This window comes from Aeromonas sobria, from assembly GCF_006243315.1.
In the GTDB taxonomy this organism is placed as follows: Bacteria; Pseudomonadota; Gammaproteobacteria; order Enterobacterales; family Aeromonadaceae; genus Aeromonas; species Aeromonas sobria_A.
In genome coordinates this window covers 21,045-39,742 of sequence record NZ_NKWE01000038.1, presented here as the reverse complement: position 1 = coordinate 39,742, position 18,698 = coordinate 21,045, and the positions used below count along the sequence as shown (strand labels likewise).

At 60.6% G+C, this 18,698-nt stretch carries 22 protein-coding genes; 9 read left to right on the top strand and 13 right to left on the bottom strand.

Annotation, left to right across the window (positions count from 1 at the left end):
* The first annotated feature begins 19 nt into the window (after nt 1-19).
* A complete protein-coding gene (torA, locus tag CF137_RS12180; protein ID WP_139719277.1) occupies nt 20-2,500 on the top strand; it encodes a trimethylamine-N-oxide reductase TorA in 2,481 nt (826 codons plus the stop codon).
* Between the two features lie 90 nt (nt 2,501-2,590).
* On the opposite strand, the gene CF137_RS12175 is transcribed toward torA, so the two are convergent.
* From CF137_RS12175 to CF137_RS12160, 4 genes are read right to left on the bottom strand one after another with little or no spacing between them, the layout of a single operon-like run.
* The gene (locus tag CF137_RS12175; RefSeq protein ID WP_033135304.1) at nt 2,591-3,052 is read right to left on the bottom strand and encodes a hypothetical protein; all 462 of its coding nucleotides are present in this window, start codon (nt 3,050-3,052) and stop codon (nt 2,591-2,593) included.
* Nucleotides 3,053-3,093: 41 nt separating this feature from the next.
* Nucleotides 3,094-4,443 (bottom strand): sensor histidine kinase, encoded by a 1,350-nt coding sequence (locus CF137_RS12170; protein ID WP_139719274.1) that lies wholly within the window; start codon nt 4,441-4,443, stop codon nt 3,094-3,096.
* Nucleotides 4,440-5,096 carry an AHA_4052 family stress response regulator transcription factor gene (locus CF137_RS12165; RefSeq protein WP_139719272.1) on the bottom strand — a complete coding sequence of 219 codons (657 nt, stop codon included), beginning with the start codon at nt 5,094-5,096 and terminating at the stop codon, nt 4,440-4,442. The genes CF137_RS12170 and CF137_RS12165 overlap by 4 nt, the downstream gene beginning before the upstream one ends.
* A gap of 21 nt (nt 5,097-5,117) precedes the next feature.
* Nucleotides 5,118-5,456, bottom strand: a complete 339-nt coding sequence (locus CF137_RS12160; RefSeq protein ID WP_101318415.1) for a PepSY domain-containing protein — start codon at nt 5,454-5,456, stop codon at nt 5,118-5,120.
* A gap of 63 nt (nt 5,457-5,519) precedes the next feature.
* Between CF137_RS12160 and CF137_RS12155 the strand changes: the two genes are divergently transcribed.
* On the top strand, nt 5,520-5,768 hold the full coding sequence (locus CF137_RS12155; protein ID WP_101318417.1) for a PepSY domain-containing protein: 249 nt from the start codon (nt 5,520-5,522) through the stop codon (nt 5,766-5,768).
* On the opposite strand, the gene msrQ is transcribed toward CF137_RS12155, so the two are convergent.
* Both msrQ and msrP read right to left on the bottom strand, forming a co-directional pair.
* Nucleotides 5,765-6,391 (bottom strand): protein-methionine-sulfoxide reductase heme-binding subunit MsrQ, encoded by a 627-nt coding sequence (gene msrQ, locus CF137_RS12150; RefSeq protein WP_139719270.1) that lies wholly within the window; start codon nt 6,389-6,391, stop codon nt 5,765-5,767. The genes CF137_RS12155 and msrQ overlap by 4 nt on opposite strands.
* Complete coding sequence (gene msrP / locus CF137_RS12145; protein WP_139719268.1) at nt 6,382-7,383, bottom strand: protein-methionine-sulfoxide reductase catalytic subunit MsrP; 1,002 nt, start codon at nt 7,381-7,383, stop codon at nt 6,382-6,384. The genes msrQ and msrP overlap by 10 nt, the downstream gene beginning before the upstream one ends.
* Nucleotides 7,384-7,751: 368 nt before the next feature.
* Here msrP and CF137_RS12135 point away from each other — a divergent pair, with 368 nt between their 5' ends.
* On the top strand, nt 7,752-8,234 hold the full coding sequence (locus CF137_RS12135; protein WP_139719266.1) for a DUF1097 domain-containing protein: 483 nt from the start codon (nt 7,752-7,754) through the stop codon (nt 8,232-8,234).
* Nucleotide 8,235: 1 nt separating this feature from the next.
* Here CF137_RS12135 and CF137_RS12130 read toward each other — a convergent pair whose 3' ends face one another.
* The 4 genes from CF137_RS12130 to cydH form a co-directional block, all read right to left on the bottom strand.
* Complete coding sequence (locus CF137_RS12130) at nt 8,236-9,516, bottom strand: sigma 54-interacting transcriptional regulator (protein ID WP_139719264.1); 1,281 nt, start codon at nt 9,514-9,516, stop codon at nt 8,236-8,238.
* Nucleotides 9,513-10,040: a hypothetical protein gene (locus CF137_RS12125; protein ID WP_414731102.1), complete on the bottom strand. Its 528-nt coding sequence runs from the start codon at nt 10,038-10,040 to the stop codon at nt 9,513-9,515. The genes CF137_RS12130 and CF137_RS12125 overlap by 4 nt, the downstream gene beginning before the upstream one ends.
* Nucleotides 10,037-11,437: a sensor histidine kinase gene (locus CF137_RS12120; protein ID WP_139719262.1), complete on the bottom strand. Its 1,401-nt coding sequence runs from the start codon at nt 11,435-11,437 to the stop codon at nt 10,037-10,039. The genes CF137_RS12125 and CF137_RS12120 overlap by 4 nt, the downstream gene beginning before the upstream one ends.
* A gap of 103 nt (nt 11,438-11,540) precedes the next feature.
* Nucleotides 11,541-11,633, bottom strand: a complete 93-nt coding sequence (gene cydH, locus CF137_RS12115) for a cytochrome bd-I oxidase subunit CydH (protein WP_101318427.1) — start codon at nt 11,631-11,633, stop codon at nt 11,541-11,543.
* A 126-nt stretch (nt 11,634-11,759) separates the two neighbouring features.
* Between cydH and CF137_RS12110 the strand changes: the two genes are divergently transcribed.
* Nucleotides 11,760-12,335, top strand: a complete 576-nt coding sequence (locus tag CF137_RS12110) for a 2-amino-4-hydroxy-6-hydroxymethyldihydropteridine diphosphokinase (RefSeq protein ID WP_139719260.1) — start codon at nt 11,760-11,762, stop codon at nt 12,333-12,335.
* On the opposite strand, the gene CF137_RS12105 is transcribed toward CF137_RS12110, so the two are convergent.
* The gene (locus tag CF137_RS12105) at nt 12,261-12,965 is read right to left on the bottom strand and encodes an SDR family oxidoreductase (protein WP_139719258.1); all 705 of its coding nucleotides are present in this window, start codon (nt 12,963-12,965) and stop codon (nt 12,261-12,263) included. The two genes, CF137_RS12110 and CF137_RS12105, sit on opposite strands and share 75 nt — an antisense overlap.
* Before the next feature lie 162 nt (nt 12,966-13,127).
* On the opposite strand from CF137_RS12105, the gene CF137_RS12100 reads away from it, so the two are divergent.
* Nucleotides 13,128-13,532, top strand: coding sequence for a CBS domain-containing protein (locus CF137_RS12100; RefSeq protein ID WP_139719255.1), 405 nt, complete (start codon nt 13,128-13,130; stop codon nt 13,530-13,532).
* On the opposite strand, the gene CF137_RS12095 is transcribed toward CF137_RS12100, so the two are convergent.
* The gene (locus tag CF137_RS12095; protein WP_139719253.1) at nt 13,529-14,065 is read right to left on the bottom strand and encodes a DUF2301 domain-containing membrane protein; all 537 of its coding nucleotides are present in this window, start codon (nt 14,063-14,065) and stop codon (nt 13,529-13,531) included. The genes CF137_RS12100 and CF137_RS12095 overlap by 4 nt on opposite strands.
* 87 nt (nt 14,066-14,152) lie before the next feature.
* Between CF137_RS12095 and CF137_RS12090 the strand changes: the two genes are divergently transcribed.
* A complete protein-coding gene (locus tag CF137_RS12090; RefSeq protein WP_139719250.1) occupies nt 14,153-14,917 on the top strand; it encodes a substrate-binding periplasmic protein in 765 nt (254 codons plus the stop codon).
* Between the two features lie 85 nt (nt 14,918-15,002).
* Here the strand turns inward: CF137_RS12090 and asnC are convergent, their stop codons facing one another.
* A complete protein-coding gene (asnC, locus tag CF137_RS12085) occupies nt 15,003-15,464 on the bottom strand; it encodes a transcriptional regulator AsnC (RefSeq protein WP_033135290.1) in 462 nt (153 codons plus the stop codon).
* Between the two features lie 154 nt (nt 15,465-15,618).
* On the opposite strand from asnC, the gene asnA reads away from it, so the two are divergent.
* The 3 genes from asnA (at nt 15,619) to CF137_RS12070 (ending at nt 18,690) form a co-directional block, all read left to right on the top strand.
* Nucleotides 15,619-16,611 carry an aspartate--ammonia ligase gene (asnA, locus tag CF137_RS12080; RefSeq protein WP_139719248.1) on the top strand — a complete coding sequence of 331 codons (993 nt, stop codon included), beginning with the start codon at nt 15,619-15,621 and terminating at the stop codon, nt 16,609-16,611.
* A gap of 473 nt (nt 16,612-17,084) precedes the next feature.
* Nucleotides 17,085-17,873: a substrate-binding periplasmic protein gene (locus CF137_RS12075; RefSeq protein WP_139719246.1), complete on the top strand. Its 789-nt coding sequence runs from the start codon at nt 17,085-17,087 to the stop codon at nt 17,871-17,873.
* A 148-nt stretch (nt 17,874-18,021) separates the two neighbouring features.
* On the top strand, nt 18,022-18,690 hold the full coding sequence (locus CF137_RS12070) for a helix-turn-helix transcriptional regulator (protein WP_139719244.1): 669 nt from the start codon (nt 18,022-18,024) through the stop codon (nt 18,688-18,690).
* The last annotated feature ends 8 nt before the right edge of the window (nt 18,691-18,698 follow it).

Sequence of the window (18,698 nt, the reverse complement as noted above, 5' to 3'; positions counted from 1 at the left end):
GGAACAGAGGAACACCGTTATGACTTTTTTCAACGACAACAAGACCAATCTGTCCCGCCGCAACCTGCTCAAGGGCCTCGGCGCCTGTGCAGCCCTGCCCCTGCTCGGCGGCATTTTTCCCAAGAGTGCGCTGGCGCAAGCCATCAGCACCGCATTGAGCCAGTTCCCGACCCTAGTGCCCGCCCAGAAGGGCATTCTGACCGGCGCCCACTGGGGTGCGTTTGAAGCGATCGTCGAGGATGGCCGCATGGTGCGCGTCCAGCCGGTGGCCGATGATCCGGCACCGAACGATCTCATCGACATGGCGCCGTTCCAGGTACACGCCAAGAACCGCATCAAGTACCCCATGGTACGCAAGAGCTGGCTGGAACACGGTCCGGGCGCCAAGCCGGAACTGCGCGGCGCCGACCAGTGGGTACGAGTGAGCTGGGAGAAAGCGATCGAACTGGTGGCCGGTGAAATCCAGCGGGTCCAGAACGACTTCGGCCCGCAGGCGATCCACGCCGGTTCCTACGGCTGGAAGAGTGTCGGCATGTTCCACAACAGCCGCACCCTGCTGCACCGCCTGATGAACCTCTCCGGCGGCTTCACCGGTTATGCCGGTGACTACTCCACCGGCGCGGCGCAGGTGATCATGTCCCACGTGATGGGTTCCATCGAGGTGTACGAGCAGCAGACCGCCTGGCCCAACGTGGTGGAGAATGCCGAACTGGTGGTGCTGTGGGGAGTCAACGCTCAGGTGACCCTGAAAAACAGCTGGAATATTCCGGATCACGAAGGGCAGGCTGGCTTTATGGCACTCAAGGAGAAGGGCACCCGCATCATCAGCATCGACCCCATCTACAACGAGACCGCCAAGCTGGTCGGCGCCGAGTGGATTGCCCCGAACGCCTACACCGACGTGGCCATGATGCTGGGTGTGGCCCACACCCTCTACAGCGAACAGAAGCACGATCAAGCCTTCCTCGATCGCTACAGCGTCGGCTTCGACAAGTTCCTCGCCTACCTGCTCGGCAAGGATGACGGTCAGCCGAAGAGCGCCGAGTGGGCGAGCACCGTCTGCGGCGTCGATGCCAAGGTGATCCGCCAACTGGCCCTCGACATGGCCGCCAAGCGCACCATGATCATGGCCGGTTGGGGCATGCAGCGTCAGCAGCATGGCGAACAGCCGAACTGGATGTTGGTGACCCTGGCCGCCATGCTGGGCCAGATCGGCCTGCCGGGCGGCGGCTACGGCTTCAGCTACCACTACTCCTCCGGTGGCAGCCCCACCGCCAAGGGGGGGATTCTGGCGGGTATCTCCGCTGGCAACGCACCGAAGAACAGCCCGGCACCGATCCCGGTGGCCCGCATCGCCGACTGTCTCGCCAACCCGGGCAAGACCATCGACTTCAACGGCCGCAAGGTGACCTATCCGGACATCAAGCTGGTCTACGTGGCGGGCGGCAACCCCTTCCACCACCATCAGGACACCAACAACCTGCTGCAGGCGTGGCGCAAGCCGCAGACCGTGATCGTTCACGAGCCCTACTGGACCGCTACCGCCAAGCACGCCGATATCGTGCTGCCGGTCACCACCAGCTACGAGCGCAACGATCTGGAGATGGGCGGCGACTACTCCCAGCGCTATGTGTTCCCGATGCACCAGTGCGTACCGCCCCAGCACGAGTCCCGCAACGACTTCGATATTTTCAGCGCCATCGCCGCCAAGCTGGGTGTGCAGGAGCAGTACACCGAAGGCAAGGACGAGATGCTGTGGCTAAAGCAGATGTACGATGGCATGGCGGCGCAAGCCCGTGGTGCCCGGGTGGCGCTGCCGCCGTTCAACATGTTCTGGGAGTCCAACAACTACATCCGCTTCCCGATCCCCGAGGCCAACCGCCAGTGGATCCGTCACGCCGATTTTCGCGAGAACCCGCTGCTGAGCCCGCTCGGCACCCCGTCTGGCAAGATCGAGATCTTCTCCAACACGGTGGCCGGGATGGGTTATGCCGACTGCGCCGGCCATCCCAAGTGGTATGAGCCCAAGGAGTGGGTGAAGAGCGAAGTGGCGGCGCGCTATCCGCTCTCCCTCAACACCGCCCACCCGACCCAGCGGCTGCACTCCCAGCTCGACAACACCCCGCTGCGGGACAAGTTCGCCATCGCCGACCGCGAGGCGATCATGATCCATCCGCTGGACGCCAAGGCCCGCGGCATTGCCCAGGGGGATCTGGTGCGCGCCTTCAACGAGCGCGGCCAGATTTTGGTGGGCGCCCTGCTCTCCGAGGATGTGCGTCAGGGGGTGGTGCGGATCTGCGAAGGGGCCTGGTATGACCCGGCCAAGCCGGGCGAAGCTGGCAGCATCTGCAAGAACGGCAACGTCAACTGCCTCACCTTCGACGAAGGCTCGTCCAGTCTGGCGCAGGGTAACTGTGGCCACATGGCCCAGCTGCAGATCGAGAAGTACACAGGCCCGGTGCTGGCCAACACCGCCCATGCGGTGCCAGCCAACGGCTAAGCTGGTTGCAAGCCAATAAAAACGGCGCCCGAAGGCGCCGTTTTCTTATCTGTATCTGTCTGCCAAAGCGCAGACATGGTCGGGATGGATTTAAAAATCCCCCTCTTCCATATACTCCTGCGCGCACTCCACCAGTTGCGGCCACAGCTCTTCCGGCACCCAGGCGTCCGGGTCATCTTCATCCCCGTCGTACTGGCTCCAGAAGTAGCGGCGCAGGCCGGAGGCAAACTCGTCGCTGATCTCGGCCAGCTCCGAGAGCGGCCCCAGCCAGGCTATGCGGCGCAGGCCGGAGGCGAGATCGTTGATGGCATCCATCAGGGTGCGATCGTCGAAGCTCTGCTCCACCAGCAGGGTGAAGCGCTCCCGCGCCTGTTCGGTCTGATCTTCCTCCAGCTCGCCCACATCGGCCAGCAGGTCGACAAAGTCTTCCAGCAGGAACGCGATCAGGCCATCCCGGTCTTCAAACCACTGGATCTGGGCGCCCTTGACCCCCAGCACAGAGGCATCAAATGAATCGTCAAGGTGACACAGTGCCCACGGATCGTCGGTCATGCTTCTCTTCCTCAGGCTAAAACAAATGCCATATGTTATGCCTAGCTCTCGACTCTTGCCACCTTGGGCAACGAGAGGGAGGCAGCCAGACCGCCCAGTTCGGCGCGGCCCATGATGAAACTGCCCCGATAGGCTTCTGCCAGATCGGAGACAATATTAAGACCCAGCCCGGAGCCCGGCACTTTCTCATCGAGCCGCACCCCGCGCAGCACCGCCTTGGCGATCTGATCCTCGCTCATGCCGGGGCCATCATCTTCAATGCGCAAGGTGATCCAGCCCCCCAGCTCGGCGCTGGAGATGCGTAGCTGAGTGGCCGACCATTTGAAGGCGTTTTCCAGCACGTTACCCACCATCTCGTCGAAGTCCTGCTCCTCCACCCCGACCGCCAGATTGGCGGGCACCTGCAGATCCACCACCTTGCCCGGATAGAGGCGGGAGAAGGCGCGGCAGATGTACTCCACCCGCGCCCGCACCGGCGTCGAGACCCCGAGGATCTTGGCGGCACCGGTGACCCGCGCCTTACCAAGGTGGTAATCGATGTGGCGCTGGATCTGGTCGAGCTGTTCGCCGATGGCGGCCTGATCGTCCGGCGGCAACTGGGCCACCTGATTACGCATGATGCTGAGCGGTGTCTTGAGGGCGTGGGCCAGATTGCCGGTGTGGGAGCGGGCCCGTTGCAGCAACTCGCTATAGTGGTGCAGCAGCCGGTTGATATCCTCCACCAGCGGCTGGATCTCCAGCGGGTAGCGCAGCCGGAACCCCTCCTGATGACCCTGATGGACATAGCCCAGCTCGCGGCGCAGCAGATGTAATGGCCGCAAGCCATAGAGGATCTGGAACATAAAGCCGAGCACCAGACCGGCGGCAGCAAAGCCGAGGCCAAGGAACAGACTGATACGGGTCTTGCTGAGGGTCAGCGTCAGGGCGCTGCTGTCCTTGGCCATCACCAGGGTGAACACCCGATCGGAACCTGGCAGCAGCACGGTACGGGTCATCACCAGCAAGGGCTCGCGATTGGGCCCCTTGCCGACAAACAGATCCGGGTCGCCGAAGGCGGACTTAAGCCCCTCGGTTTTCAAATTGGTATCCCACAGGGAGCGGGAGCGACCCACCACATCGTGGCCCAGCTCCAGCTGCCAGTAGTAGCCTGAGTAGGGCTGGTTAAAACGAGGGTCGGTCATCGCCTCGGTGACCACGGGCAAGCCATCATGCTGCACCTCGATCCGGGCGAGCAGATCATAAACCTGCAAACGCAGGCCGTCGGCCTCCGCCTCCTGCCAGTAGTTGCGCATCATGGTCTGCAAACTGAAGCCGGTGGCGAACAGAAAGAGCCCGCACCACACCAGCGCGATGGCAAGCAGTCGCCCCCGCAGGGTTCTGACCAGCCTCATTCGTTGATCCGGTACCCGAGGCCGCGCACTGTCTCAATCAGATCGGGGTTGGTTTTTTTGCGGATCCGGCCGATGAACACCTCGACGGTGTTGGAGTCGCGGTCAAAATCCTGGGCATAGATGTGGTCGATCAGCTCGCTGCGCGACACCACCTTGCCCCTGTGCTGCATCAGGTAACCCAGCACCCGGAACTCGTGGGCAGTCAGCTTGATGGGGGTCCCTTCGTACCACACCTGGGACGCCGCCATATCGAGCCGCACCCCGCCGATCTCCAGAATGGAGCTGGCGTTGCCCGCCGCCCGCCGCACCAGCGCCTGAACCCGCGCCACCAGCTCGGCCACCTGAAACGGCTTGGTCAGGTAGTCATCGGCGCCGGCATTGAGCCCCTCGATCTTCTCGTGCAACTGGCCACGGGCGGTCAATACCAGCACCGGCGTGTCGATACCCTTGCTGCGCCACTCTTTCAGCACGCTCAGGCCATCGCGCCCCGGCAAACCGAGATCGAGAATAATGGCATCATAGGGCTCGGTCTCACCGAGAAAACCGGCGTCGTTGCCATTGTGGCAAAGGTCGGTGACAAAGCCGGAGAGCCGCAGCTGTTCAGCCAACTGCCCCGCCAGCGTTTTTTCGTCTTCAACAATCAGAATTCGCATCAACAGGCTTCCAAACAGAGGTTATTCATCATCCTCGACCGATGGCTTGGGCGGCTCAAACAGCCGCTCCAGATGGTGGCCCTTGGCCCACACCAGCTCAAGGTTATCGGCCCGATAGGCCACCTTGATCACGCTATTTGCCCGGTCGATAACTCGTAGTTCATAGAGCCAGATACCATCCTCTTCCCCCAGATCTACCCGCAACACCCGCACCGGCAATCTGGCCGCCACCTCCATCATTTCATGGAATGGCCGAACCCGTCCCTCATGGACAGCTTGCTGCAGCTGGGCTTCATCAGGCGTGACCGCCTGTGCCAGCACCGGCAGCAATAACCCGAGCAGAGGGAGCGCTCTATTCATGGATGATTCATCTCCAAAAACCTAACATAATGGCGTTTATAGTCTGCCAGCCATGAATCCGGAATGAATATGATCCCGCGCAGTTTCCTGCTGATCCTTTGTCTGTTGAGTGCCACAAGCTGGGCGGCACAGAGCCGTCTCGACATGGCCGGGCTGGTCAAACTCCTGCTGGCGCAAGGGTATCACGACATTCGGGAAGTGGAGCTGGAAGGGGACAAATTCGAGGTCAAAACCCTCAATCGCCAGGATCAGAAGGTGCATCTCATCATCGATGCCTACACCGGCGAGATCAAACAACAAGAGGCCGATTAGGCCTCTTTTGCATTCCAGCGCCCCCGCCAAGGGCGCAGCAGCTTATCTCTCCTCGGCCACAGCAGGGCGCAGGCCAGCAGCAGGTAGATGAGTGGCTCCCCCCAACCGCTCTTGAGCGACCACCAGTAGTGCACCGGCACCAGCAGGGCGATGGCATAGACCCAGTTGTGCAGCTTCTGCCACACGGCGCCCATTCTGCGCTGCAATGCGGGCAGCGAGGTGATGCTGAGGGCGGCCAGCAGCAGCAATGCCACCATCCCCACCACTATGTAGCTGCGCTTGACCAGCTCGCCGCCAATCAGGCCCCAGTCAAACTGCAGATCCAGCCCCAGCCACGCCATGAAGTGGAGCAGCGCCCAGGCAAAACACCAGAGCCCGAGGGGGCGGCGCAGCTTGATAAGCTGCCCCTGCCGCCAGCGCTTGGCCAGCGGCGACACCAGCAGGGTGAGCAGCAGCAGGTTGAGCGCCCCCTTGCCGAGGTAGTGGATAAGCTCGGGCACCGGATCGCCCCCCAACAGGCCTGCCGGAATGGCAAACCCCAGCCAGAGCAGAAAGCCGAGGGAGCCCAGATGCACCAACGCCCGCAAGCCGCTGATATGGGCCGGTTTCAATCTCAGTACCATTGGCGCAGATCCATCCCCTGATAGAGTGAGGCGACTTCATCGCCATAACCATTGAACATCAGGGTCGGCTGGCGCTTGGCGCCAAACACTCCGCCCTCGCCGATAAAGCGCTCGCTGGCCTGACTCCAGCGCGGGTGATCCACCTGCGGATTGACGTTGGCGTAGAAGCCATATTCGTTGGGAGCCAGCAGGTTCCAGGTGGTGGGGGGCATCTCCTCCACCAGCCGGATCGAGACGATGCTCTTGATGCTCTTGAAGCCATACTTCCACGGCACTACCAAGCGGATCGGCGCGCCATTCTGGGCTGGCAGAGTCTTGCCATAGAGCCCCATCGCAAGGAAAGAGAGAGGGTGCATAGCCTCGTCGATGCGCAGCCCCTCCACATAGGGATACTCGATACCGCCCCCCAGACTGGAGGCCTGCCCCGGCAGCTGTTTCGGATCAAACAGGGTCTCGAAGGCAACAAACTTGGCGCGACTGGTGGGCTCAGCACGGCGGATGATCTCTGCCAGCGAGATACCGTTCCAGGGCAATACCATGGACCAGGCCTCGACGCAGCGCAGCCGGTAGATCCGCTCCTCCAGCTCGCTCTTGTTGATCAGATCCCACACATCGAGGGTAAAGGGCTTGGCCACCTCCCCCTCCACCTTGAGGGTCCAGGGTTCGGGTTTGAGGTAGTGGGCGTTGCGAGCCGGGTCGGACTTGTCGGTGCCGAGCTCATAGAAGTTGTTGTAACTGGTGGCCTTCTCTTCCGGTGTCAGCACCAGATTGACTGGCCGCTCGGCGGGTTTGCTGTTGAGCGGCTTGGTGGCTAACCGGGGGGCATCCTCTTTACCGCGCAGCAGATCGAGCACACCGGCCTGAGTGGGAAAGGCCAGAGTGGCAGCGCCCAGACCCAGCCCCTTGAGAATAAGGCGGCGATCCTGATAAACGGCTTCCGGGGTGACATCCTGTTCGGTGAGGGGGTGAGCGGCACGACGCTTGATCAACATGAAAAACTCCCGGGGCTAAGTAAGGCGATATGGATAAGACCCGCCCCGGCAGATTTTAATTTCACACAAATTTACATCATGTGGTGCAGGGGCAGTGCCTTGGCCATGGTGCCGACCAGAAACAGGACTACGAACACCAGCAGGGGGACGATCACATTGGGCACCATCAGACTCACTCCATGAGCAGGACAGGGCCTCTAACTATGGTCGACCGTTTGGCCGGTCACCAATGAATTTTTTTCGCGAGCGCAAGCGTATTCCCGAGTTGAAAAGGGTGATGAAGATCACACACAATTCGCCCCCCGCTTGCCGCCCGGATTGCCGCAGGTAGGCTGCCCCTTTTGCGAAGCCAACTGAAGAGTCGCCCCATGAGCCCACTGATCGCCATCGCCATCACCACTGGAATTCTCTCCGCCATCTGGGGCTGGATTGCCGTCGCGTTCGGCCTTATCTCCTGGGTCGGCTTTCTCGGCTGCACCAGCTATTTCGCCTCCAGCGGTGGCTACAAGGCGCTGCTGCAGACCATCTTCTGCAACACCAGCGGCATGTTGTGGGCACTGTTGCTGATCCATGGTGACAGCCTGTGGGGGGCGGGCGTGGCGGGTTATGTGATGACAGGTGTGGTCGCAACCCTGATGTGTGTGCAGGCCAAGCAGCAGTGGCTCGGCTACATTCCCGGCACCTTTGCCGGTTGCTGCGCCACCTTCGGGGCGGCTGGCGAGTGGCGGCTGATCCTGCCGTCTCTCATCATCGGTGCCTTGTTCGGTTACCAGATGAAGGCGAGCGGCCTCTGGCTCTCCCATAAAACCCGGAAAGCCGATGCCGCTCCGGCGGTGATTGATCCCGCCTGAGTTATCCCTTCGACTTGAAGTTTACCGCCTCAATTGCGTGCCGATTCAATAGCTTGTAAAAATCGGTACGGTTTCTGCCCGCCATATTGGCCGCCAGGGTCACGTTGCCCTCGGTGGTGCGCAGCAGGCGGATCAGATACTCCTTCTCGAACTCGGCCCGCGCCTCGTTGAACGAGAGGATGCCGCCGCCACCGCCACTCAGGGCTGACTCCACCATGGAGACGCCGATCACCGGACTGCAGCAGAGGCTGGCGAGCTGATCCACCAGATGACAGAGCTGACGCACATTGCCGGGCCAGACTGCGGCAGCCAGCATCGCCAGCGACTCCGGTGAGAAACCCATGGCCGCGCAGTCGCTGTGGCGGCTGCGGTAATCATCGAGGGCCTGACGAGCCAGCAGGGGAATATCCTCACTGCGGGCACTGAGGGACGGCAAGGTGATATTGGCGACGTTGAGGCGGTAGAAGAGATCTTCCCGAAAGCGCCCCTCCTCCATCGCCTTGACCAGATCCTGATGGCTGGAGCTGAGCACCCGCACCTCAGGCGTGCCCTGACCGTACTCCTCCATCACCTGCAGTAATTTGGCCTGCAAGGATTCGGAGAGGCTGCCGATCTCGTCGAGAAACAGGGTCGCCCCCTTGGCCTGCTCGAACAGGCCGGATTGACCATCTTCACCAAACAGCTGCAAGTCGAGTGAGGCCCACGGAATGGCTGCACAGTTGATGGAATAGATCGGCTGGTTGCGGCGATGACTGGCCTGGTGCAGTGCCTGCGCCATGGCTCCCTTGCCGGAACCGGATGGCCCCATGATCAGCACCGGCACCTCCATGGTGGCAATGCTGTGGGCCTGGATCAGCAGCTGTTCCAGCTGGGGATTGCGAGTCAGGATCAGCGACTGCCACTCCTGCTGCTGTTTGGGGCGCGTCAGGCTCAGGGCGTGCTCAATGGTGGAGAACAACTCATCCTTGTTGATGGGTTTGGTCAAAAAGCTGAAGACCCCGGAGCGGGTTGCCTGAATGGCATCGGGAATGGTGCCGTGGGCGGTCATGATGATCACCGGCAACCCCAGCCACTGGGCCTGGATCCGCTCGAACAGCGCCAGCCCGTCCATACCGGCCATCCGCAAGTCGCTCAGCACCAGATCGGCCCGTTGCTGACGCAGCCGGTCGAGCGCCCCTTCCGCACTGTCGGCGGTATCCACTTCATAACCCTGACTGCGCAGTCGCAAACTCATCAGTTTGAGCAGACTGACATCGTCATCCACCAACAAGATCCGACTCATGGAATGACCTCACGGCTCTCGTTCAACTTGCGCTGGTTGAGCTGATCGTCGATGGCGGTCAGCTGTTCGATCTGACGACGCAGTCGCTGGACCTCCTGCCGCTGATCATCCCGACGGCTATCACGCACCAGCAACTGCTCGCCAAGGGCGATCCAGCTGCGCAAAAAAGCCTGCGCGTCGAGACCCAGCTCGGGCAGCATCTTCTTCAAGCGGGCCAGACCCGCGGTGCGATTGGCCACCGATTCGGCGGGATGGGAATCGACCATCGCCAAACTGACCCGACTCTCCAGATCGTCGGCACCTTTGAGCCGCTGACGCTCCTGCACCCGCTGCTGGGGGTGGCTGGCCAGCAGCCAGTCGGAGTATTGCAGGCGTACCTGCATCTCTTTGTTGGCAAACTCCATGCGCTTGGCAAAAGCGATATCGGAGGAATCCCGTGGCTCCTGTTGCGGCAGCAAGGTGCAACCCGCAAGCAGTCCTGCCATCAGGGCTGGAAATACCCGTTGTATCTTCATAGACCTCATTTCAACGTCAACCTGAAGCAGACATCTGCCTGCTCATCCTGTACCAGAACCAGTTCCCCCCCCAGACTATGGGCAGACTCGCGGGCGATGGAGAGGCCCATGCCTGAGCCTTTCAAAACCCCTTGCCGCACTGTACTGCCCTGCTCGAAGGGTTCAAAAATTCGTTGCTGTTCAGCCTCGGGGATCTTTGGCCCCTCGTTGGCCACTTCCAGCCAGCTCATCTGTGCATCCTGCCCAACCCTGATCCAGATATTACCCTCGCTGGCGCCGTAACTGACCGCATTGGAGAAGAGGTTATCGAGGATCAGTCGCAGCCGATAGGGCTCTGCCAACAGCGTCACTGCGCTGGTCGGCAAGTGTACACAGATCTGCTTGGACTCCAATGCCAGCCGGTATTCTGCAGAAAGCTCCGACAACATCTTCAGCAGGGGGACGGGCTCCAGTTCGAACGCCTCCTGCTGGCTGAGCCGGTTGAAGTCGAGCAGCCGCTCGATCAGGGTCTGCAGACGGCGACTGTTCTCATCGAGCATCTGGCAGATCTCCAGCTGATCCGGCGTCAAAGGCCCGACCAGCTGCTCGCAGAGCAGATCCGACCCCTCCCGCAGCACCGCCAGCGGGGTCTTGAGCTCGTGAGAAACATGGCGCAGGAACTGGTACTTCTGCAGCTCCAGCGCCTTGAGTTTGTCGTGCAACCAGAGGATCCGCTGCCCCAGCACCACCAGTTCGGCGGGGCCATCAACCGGGTCAGGATCGGGCTCGACCCCGGCCCCCAGGCTCAAAATGCGCGACTCAATCTGTCGTACCGGGTGGATGATGAGGTAGGTGAAGATAAAGACCAGCAGCAGGCTGATCACCGCCACAAAACCGCTCACCCACCACAGCTCTCTGGTCAGCCCGTTGATGGTCACTTGCACCCAATCCATGTGTTCATCAACCCGGCTGCGGGTGACCATTTCAAGCTGCTTGTTGGCATCGTTGAACTGCTCGAGCTTGTCGCCCGCTACCGCCACCCGGGCCAACGCGGCATCCTGCAAGGTGTCGAACCAGGCAAGCCCCTGATCGAGCCCGCTGTAGAGCTGACCGTCAGAGATGGAGTTGCGATGTTCTGCCAGCAACACCCGATAGCCATCAAGTTGCTGCTGATAATTGGTGAGACTGCGGCGATCGCCCAGCACCGCAAAGCGGCGCAGGGTACGTTCAATGTCGATGGCTTGTGCGGTAAGCAAGGTGGCGCGGCGGGTATCCTTGACCGCCCGCTCCATCTCGTCGCTGGTGAGCTGGCTGAGGTTGGCAAGGGCAGTGCTATTGTGCCAAATCATGCCGCCCAGCGGCATCAATACCAACACGAATCCCATCAATACCACCTGCAGCAGGGAGCGTGGGCGAACCTTGGTCATTATCTCTTCTCTTGCATTCTCACCGGTGCGCCAGCATAGCCGCAGCGCCCCAAAAAACAAAACCGGCCAACAGGCCGGTTCAGGTTATCTGAAACCACTAGGTTCACGCCAATCCGACGGATGCCAGACAGATAATCAGGATCATCGCCAGCGCCCCTGATGCGGTCAACAGCGCCCATTTCAGCTCAACACTCATGCCAACCTCCTTATTCTGCCAATCAGAGCCAGATCACAATCGATAAGATAATGTTACGCCATAGTTAATCCGATAACCGTGAGCTGCGTATACATTTCAGATGAGCCCAATCTGAGGAAGGTGAGCATGTTTTATCTGTGTAGCATAGGTTCCAATCTTGATCCCAACACCCACGTCAGCACCGTACTGGGCGAGCTGCTTGCCCGTTTCGGCCCACTGCAGCTGAGCTCGGTGATCCGCACCGAACCGGTGGGAATGCAATCGCGCAACCACTTTCTCAACTGCCTGGTGATCGTGGAGAGCGGACTCGACCCTGCCAGCCTCAAGCAGATATTTGTGGCCCTCGAAATAGCCCATGGCCGGGATCGCAGCGATCCGCTCTGCAAGGTGCACGATCGGCCGCTCGACATCGATATTCTAGCCAGCAGCACAGACGGTGACTTTGCCACGGCAGAGGTCGATTCCTATCTGGCGGAGCTGCTGGCCGAGCTCTACGGCCATGGCGAGGTGCATGACCCCAAGGTAGCGCTGCAGGTGGCAATCCCCGGCCCGTCGGGCAAGCTCAAGCCCGGCAAGGGCCTGCTGACCCGGCAGGTCGGGCTGGGGCCGCTGGTGCTCGGCGAGCCTTCAGAGGGTGGCCAGCGCGCGCCCGCCATCCACCTTGATGCTGGCTCCCGTCATATAACTGTTCCCCACCAGTAGCTGCACCGCCTGCCAGATGGGCTCCAGCCCCCCCTCCCGCGCCAGCGGTGTTTTCGCCAACACCTGCTGGCGCCACTCTTCACCATGCTCGTCGAGAAACAGGATCGGCCCCGGCTCTATGGTGTTGACCCGCACCGTGGGCGCCAGCTCGCGGGCAAAGCTCATGGCCAGCGAATGGGCCCCCGCCTTGGTCGCCACATAGCTGGCAAAACGGGGAGCCGGGGCATGGATATAGATATCGGTGATGTGAATGATGCTGGCGTTGGGATTGCTTGCCAGCTGAGGGGCCAGCGCCCGGTTAAGCTGGAAGGGGGCCGCCATGTGCACCCGGTAGAACTGCTCGAACTGGGCCAGTTGCGCCGCCGGATCGGCCGCCTGCGGCTCGAAGGCCGAGGCGTTGTGGATCACTAGCGCCAGATCCTGATGGGCCGCCAGCACGTCGATCAGCTTGCCGACCTCCGCCTCGCAGGCAAAATCCGCCTGCACCAGCTCAACCCCCAGCGCCGCCAGCGTGGCCAACTCCGGCCGCTCGCTGCGATAACTGCCAGTCACCTGCCAGCCCGCTGCCACCAGCTGTTCACAGAGATAAAAGCCGAGTCGACGGCCACAGCCCGTTACCAATGCACGCATAGAATCTCCTTTCCCTTTCATGGTCTTGCATGAACGAAGCCCGCCTGCCAGCGGATCACCGCCGATGTCCGGTGCCTATCAATCCCTGTGGCATAAGCCATTGGTCGCGGGCCACCCAGCCGCGTCATAGTGGCGGCATCCCCCCCTTGCGGAGTTACCACCATGCTGAAAGTGCACCATCACATGGGTCGCCTGACCCACTCCCTCACGGCCGGACTCGGCCTGGCCGAGGCGCTGGATCGCCTGCATCAATCGGGTCTTGGCGGCCTGCCGGTGCTGGATGAGCAGAAACGGCTGATCGGCTTTCTTTCCGAACAAGACTGCATTCCCAGCCTGCTCACCGGCAGCTACCACTGCGATACCCGCACCCGGGTGGAAGAGATGATGAACCGCACGCCCCTCTCGGTCGGGCCGGATGACAGCATTCTGGAGCTGGCCCGCCAGATGGCCGATGCCAAGCCCAAGATCTACCCGGTGCTGCAACAGGGCAAGGTGGTCGGCATCATCAGCCGCCGTCAAGTGATGCAGGCCCTCAACCAGCAGATGAAGGTGTGCCAGCAGACCTAGATCTGGTAACGCCCCTTGTCACCGATATCGAAGTGCAGGGGCATCCGCCATTTTGCCAGCGCCAACAAAGTCAGCAGGGCCCCGCAGACCAGCGCCACCAGCGCGGCGGCCCACTCCACTTGCAACCACTCCAGCAACCACAACAGCGGCAGCAGCACGGGCACCAGCCTGATACCGGGAATGGCGAAGCAAAACTGCTCCTTGAACGCCAGCCCGGAGAGGGTCGCCAACGCAGCCCCCAGCACCAGCGCATCCGGCGCCCCCACCGTCGCCAGCACCAGCGCCCCCCAACCAAATCCCTGCAGGATCAGGCGAATCCGCTTGTCGTAGATATGCAGCGAGAAGCCGCAGATAGCGCTTGCCACTGTCAGCGACATCAACCATTGTGCCGACGGGAGCAGTGCCATCCCGCTCAGCAGCGCCGCACCGCGGCAAAGCAGCAGCAGGGCGGCCGCACTCAGGCCAAGGCGGTAGAGCGAGACGGTCAACTTGTCGATCCCGTCCAGCGGGCTCTCGATTTCAGGGTTTGCCATAAACAGTCGCTTCTAACGGATCAGGTGCCATCCAATATACTGGAATCAGGCCTTGGAATATCTTCAAACGGGCTCAGGAGACGTAGTTTGCGTGTGATCCCCCTGCTTTGGCTGCTGTTTCCACTCGGGTTACCCGCCAAAGAGCTGGTGATCTGCGGCACCACGGAGCCCCCGCTCAAGTTTCTCGATGCCGATCAGAAGCCCCAGGGTCTTGATATCGACATCGTCACCGCCATCTTCGGCAAGCTGGGGGTTCCTGTCCGGATAGAACTGATCGACTCCGGCGCTCGCCTCACCCGCAATGCCGAAACCGGTCTCTGCGATATGGTACTAACCCACTCTTACAATGCAGCACGAGAGCGCTATCTCATCTACCCCCAGCAGGCCCATCTTCGCCACAGCTGGCACTTCTTCGTGCGCAAGGCCGACCTGCTGCAGATCCACTACGAGACGCTGGCCGATCTCAAACCCTGGCGCATCGGCGTTACCAGGGATTTCTCCTATACCCCCGAGCTCACCGCGGCCATGGCCGATCCGACCTACCACTTCCAGCAAATTCCGATGAATCGGCTGCAACTGCGCAAACTGCTGGCTGGACGCATCGATACCGTGCCCATGCCGCTGGTCACCGCCTTCACCCAGATCAAGGAGGAGGGGCTGACCGGCAAGGTCGATTACCTGCCCAAGCCGCTCAAGAGCAGCCCCTACTTCAACACCTGGACCCGCGCCAAGGCCGACGAGAATACGCCCGCCCAGATGGCCGCCTACGATGTCGAGCTGCTGCGCATGAAGCGCAACGGCAGCCTCAAGGCGCTCTACGACCAGTACGCCATCCCCTATATCGAACCCTGATTAGCCGCTCAGGGCTGCACATCCCGCAGGATTGGGTTTCGCACGGGAGCTGGATCTCTACGCCCGCCCCCTTATACAACCCGACTCAAGGTTTCACGTCCCGCAAGATCGGGTTCTGCAACGAAATTAACGTTTCAGTGGACTGGATCTCGTCGATGGTCTGGATCTTGTTGATCAACACAATCTGCAGTTCATCGATGGAGCGGGTCATCACCTTCATGAAGATGCTGTAGTGACCCGTGGTGTAGTAAGCCTCCACTACCTCGTCCAGCGCCTGCAGCTTGGCCAGTGCCGAGGGGTAATCCTTGGCGCTCTTCAGATTGATCCCGATAAAGCAGCAGACGTCGTAACCCAACTTCTTCGCGTTCACCTGCACCCGCGTCCCCTCGATGATCCCCGCCTGTTTCATCTTCTCCACCCGCACATGGATGGTGCCCGGGCTGACCGCCAGTTGTTTCGCCAGTTCGGCGTAAGGGATCCGCGCATTTTCCATCAGAGCGGTGAGGATGGCCTGATCGAGATTATCGATCCGGTAATTTTCCGGCATTTTTTTGCACTCCCGTTGACGATACCTCATTAAATAACGGCTTATTTTGAAGAAAAAAACACACAAAGCCTATTTCTATTATCGAATATTGAATTTAGTAGTCATTCCGTTGAAGAATCACCACATCCAACGGGGTTTGAAACAGGAATTCAGCATGAAACAGCACTACATTCGCAGCCAACAGCAGATCAGCTTCGTCAAAGAGATGTTCTCTCGCCAACTCGCCCAACAACTGGGCCTGATGGAGGTGCAAGCCCCCATTCTGAGCCGGGTGGGTGATGGCACTCAGGACAACCTCTCTGGCCACGAGAATGCAGTGCAGGTCAAAGTGAAGACCCTGCCAGAGCACAGCTACGAAGTGGTGCATTCACTGGCCAAATGGAAGCGCCAGACTCTGGGTCGCTTCGGGTTCGGCCCGGGTGAAGGGATCTACACCCACATGAAGGCGCTGCGTCCGGATGAAGACAAGCTCACCCCCATCCACTCCGTCTACGTGGATCAGTGGGACTGGGAGAAAGTAATGCCGAGCGAGCGCCGCGATCTGGCCTATCTGCAGGAAACCGTGCGCGGCATCTGGGCCGCCATCAAGGCCACCGAGCGCGCGGTCTGTGCCGAGCATGAGCTGACCCCCTTCCTGCCGACCGAGATCCAGTTCCTGCACAGCGAAGAGCTGCTGACCCGTTACCCGGATCTCGATGCCAAGGGGCGCGAGCGCGCCATCGCCAAAGAGCTGGGAGCCGTGTTCCTGATCGGTATCGGTGGCGCCCTCTCCCACGGTGAACGCCACGATGTGCGCGCCCCGGACTATGACGACTGGAGCAGCCACAGCGAGCTGGGTCTGGCGGGTCTGAACGGTGACATTCTGGTGTGGAACCCGGTGCTGCAAGACAGCTTCGAGATCTCCTCCATGGGGATCCGGGTCGACGCCGAGGCCCTGCGCCGCCAGCTCGCCATCACCGGCGACGAGGATCGCCTGCAGTACGACTGGCATCAGGATCTGCTGGCCGCACGGATGCCGCAAACCATCGGCGGCGGCATTGGCCAATCCCGTCTGGCCATGCTGCTACTGCAAAAAGAGCATATCGGGCAGGTTCAGGTCGGTGTGTGGCCATCAGAGATGAAGGCCGCTATCCCGGGCATGTTGTAAGCCGGTTTTCTCGTAAAGGAGCATATCGACAAACAGGCACAGGTCTGTGTCTGGCCAGCTGAGATGAAGGCCGCCGTGCCGGGCATGCTGTAAATAATTCAACGGGTCTGGCCTGCACGCCATAGCGCGCGGGTCAGCCCTGAAGGTGTGTGGCGGTGCGGACTGAACGAGCGCAGTCCGGACATGCTGTAAGCCGTGTGGTCATCCCTGATGGCCCGCGGCGAAATCGGGGCTTGCCCCCGCGACCCGCTCAACCCACGCCAGGTCGCGTCACTACATTCCTCCCGGCAATCTTCGGATTGCCGTTTTTTTATGCAGAAAACTGGTGCTCGAATCCTGCGCCAATCTGAATCTGCCGTAGTAAGCCAGCTTTGCCGGTGCCGCGACAAGCAAACAAGCACTCGCCGCCTTTTTGTCCTGTCTATTGCCGGGCTTTGTATATGCTCAAATCATATTGATATGGAGATAGTCCCATGGTGTGGCAGCGGTATTGGCGAAAAACGTGGCAACGGGTATGGCTCTATTGCGGGGTAATCCTATCTGGGTGTTTGGCCAGTGGAGCTCGGGCAGATGAGCCACCGACACTGACACTGCTGGCAGAGGTATGGCCCCCCTATATGATGCTGGATGACAGGGGTGAGCCGGTGGGCGCCGATCTCGATCTGGCCCGCACCGTACTGCGCCAGCTGGGCTATGACACCAAGGTGAAGGTACTGCCCTGGAAACGAGCCGTGAAGCAGGCGCAGTTGAAGGAAGGGGATGCGGTACTCGATATATTCTATGTCGAGACCCGTCAAAGCTGGCTCCACTATCCCGAAGAGCCGCTCTCCCAAAGCGGTGAGGTACTCTTCTATCCTGCTGCTCGTCCAGTGCAGTTAGCCCGGATCTCCGACCTGCAAGGGCTGAGGATCGGCACTCAAGCTGACTACGCCTACAGCAAGGCATTTCTGACCGATCCCGGAGTGATCCGGATGCCGATGACCGGTGAGGGGAATGCCGTCAAACAGCTGCATCTGATGATGGCCGGCCGACTGGATGGGGTGGTACTCAACGAGCGGGTCGGGCGCTATCTGCTGCACACCCAGGGACTGCAGGATCAGGTGCGCCATCACCTGTTCCCACTGACCGATGATGACCGCAACTTCCTCGCATTTACCCACAAGCCCGGCCACGATCAGCTGGCTATCCGCTTCTCGGAAGCACTCAAACGGTTCAAGCAGACCCCCGCCTATCAAGAGCTGCTGGCTCGCTATCACCTCTGATTGACCACAGCGTCTGTGCGTGGCTTCACAATTTTTCGCACTTTGTTAAAAGGCGGGCATAATGACGTGCAAAAAGGGGATGCCGCTCAACATTAGTTGATCTTGTTGATAGTAGAATCAACTGCGGTTTACTCAACGTTACTCATATATGTCCACAGCAGCCACCACTGACCACATCAATGCGTTAACCGATGAAGAGCGCCATCTGATCGCCAGTTTCGAACCGGCCGTCGAGGCGTTGGCAGCCCTGTTTGGTACCGGCTGCGAGGTCGTGCTGCATGCCTTCGATAATCTGGATGCCTCAGTCATCAAGATTGCCAACGGCCATGTCACTGGCCGTGGCGCGGGGGCCCCCGTCACTGACTTTGCCCTCAACCGCTTGCAAGGAGAGGCCGGTAGCCAGTGGAGCAGCTACTTCAGCCGCACCCGCGAGGGAGCGTTGATGAAGTCCTCCTCCATCACCATCAGCAACCGGTTGGGCAAGCCTATCGGCATGCTCTGTGTGAACTTCAGTCTGAATACCTCCCTCGGTAGCCTGCTCGATACCTTTGTGCAGCCTGCCGCACCGGCGCAGCTCAATAACGAAACCTTTGCCAGCTCGGTGGACGATCTGGTGACCCAGGTGATTGAGAAGGTGGATCAGGACAGTTCACTCGCCAGCACGGTGCGCAATAAGGAGATAGTGACCCGGCTCTACGACATGGGGATCTTCGAGATCAAGGAGGCGGCCCAGCTGGTCGCCCGGATGCTCGGCATCTCCCGTCATACCGTCTATTTGCACATCCGCAATCACAAGGCGGACCTGAACAAGCCATAACGGCCTGC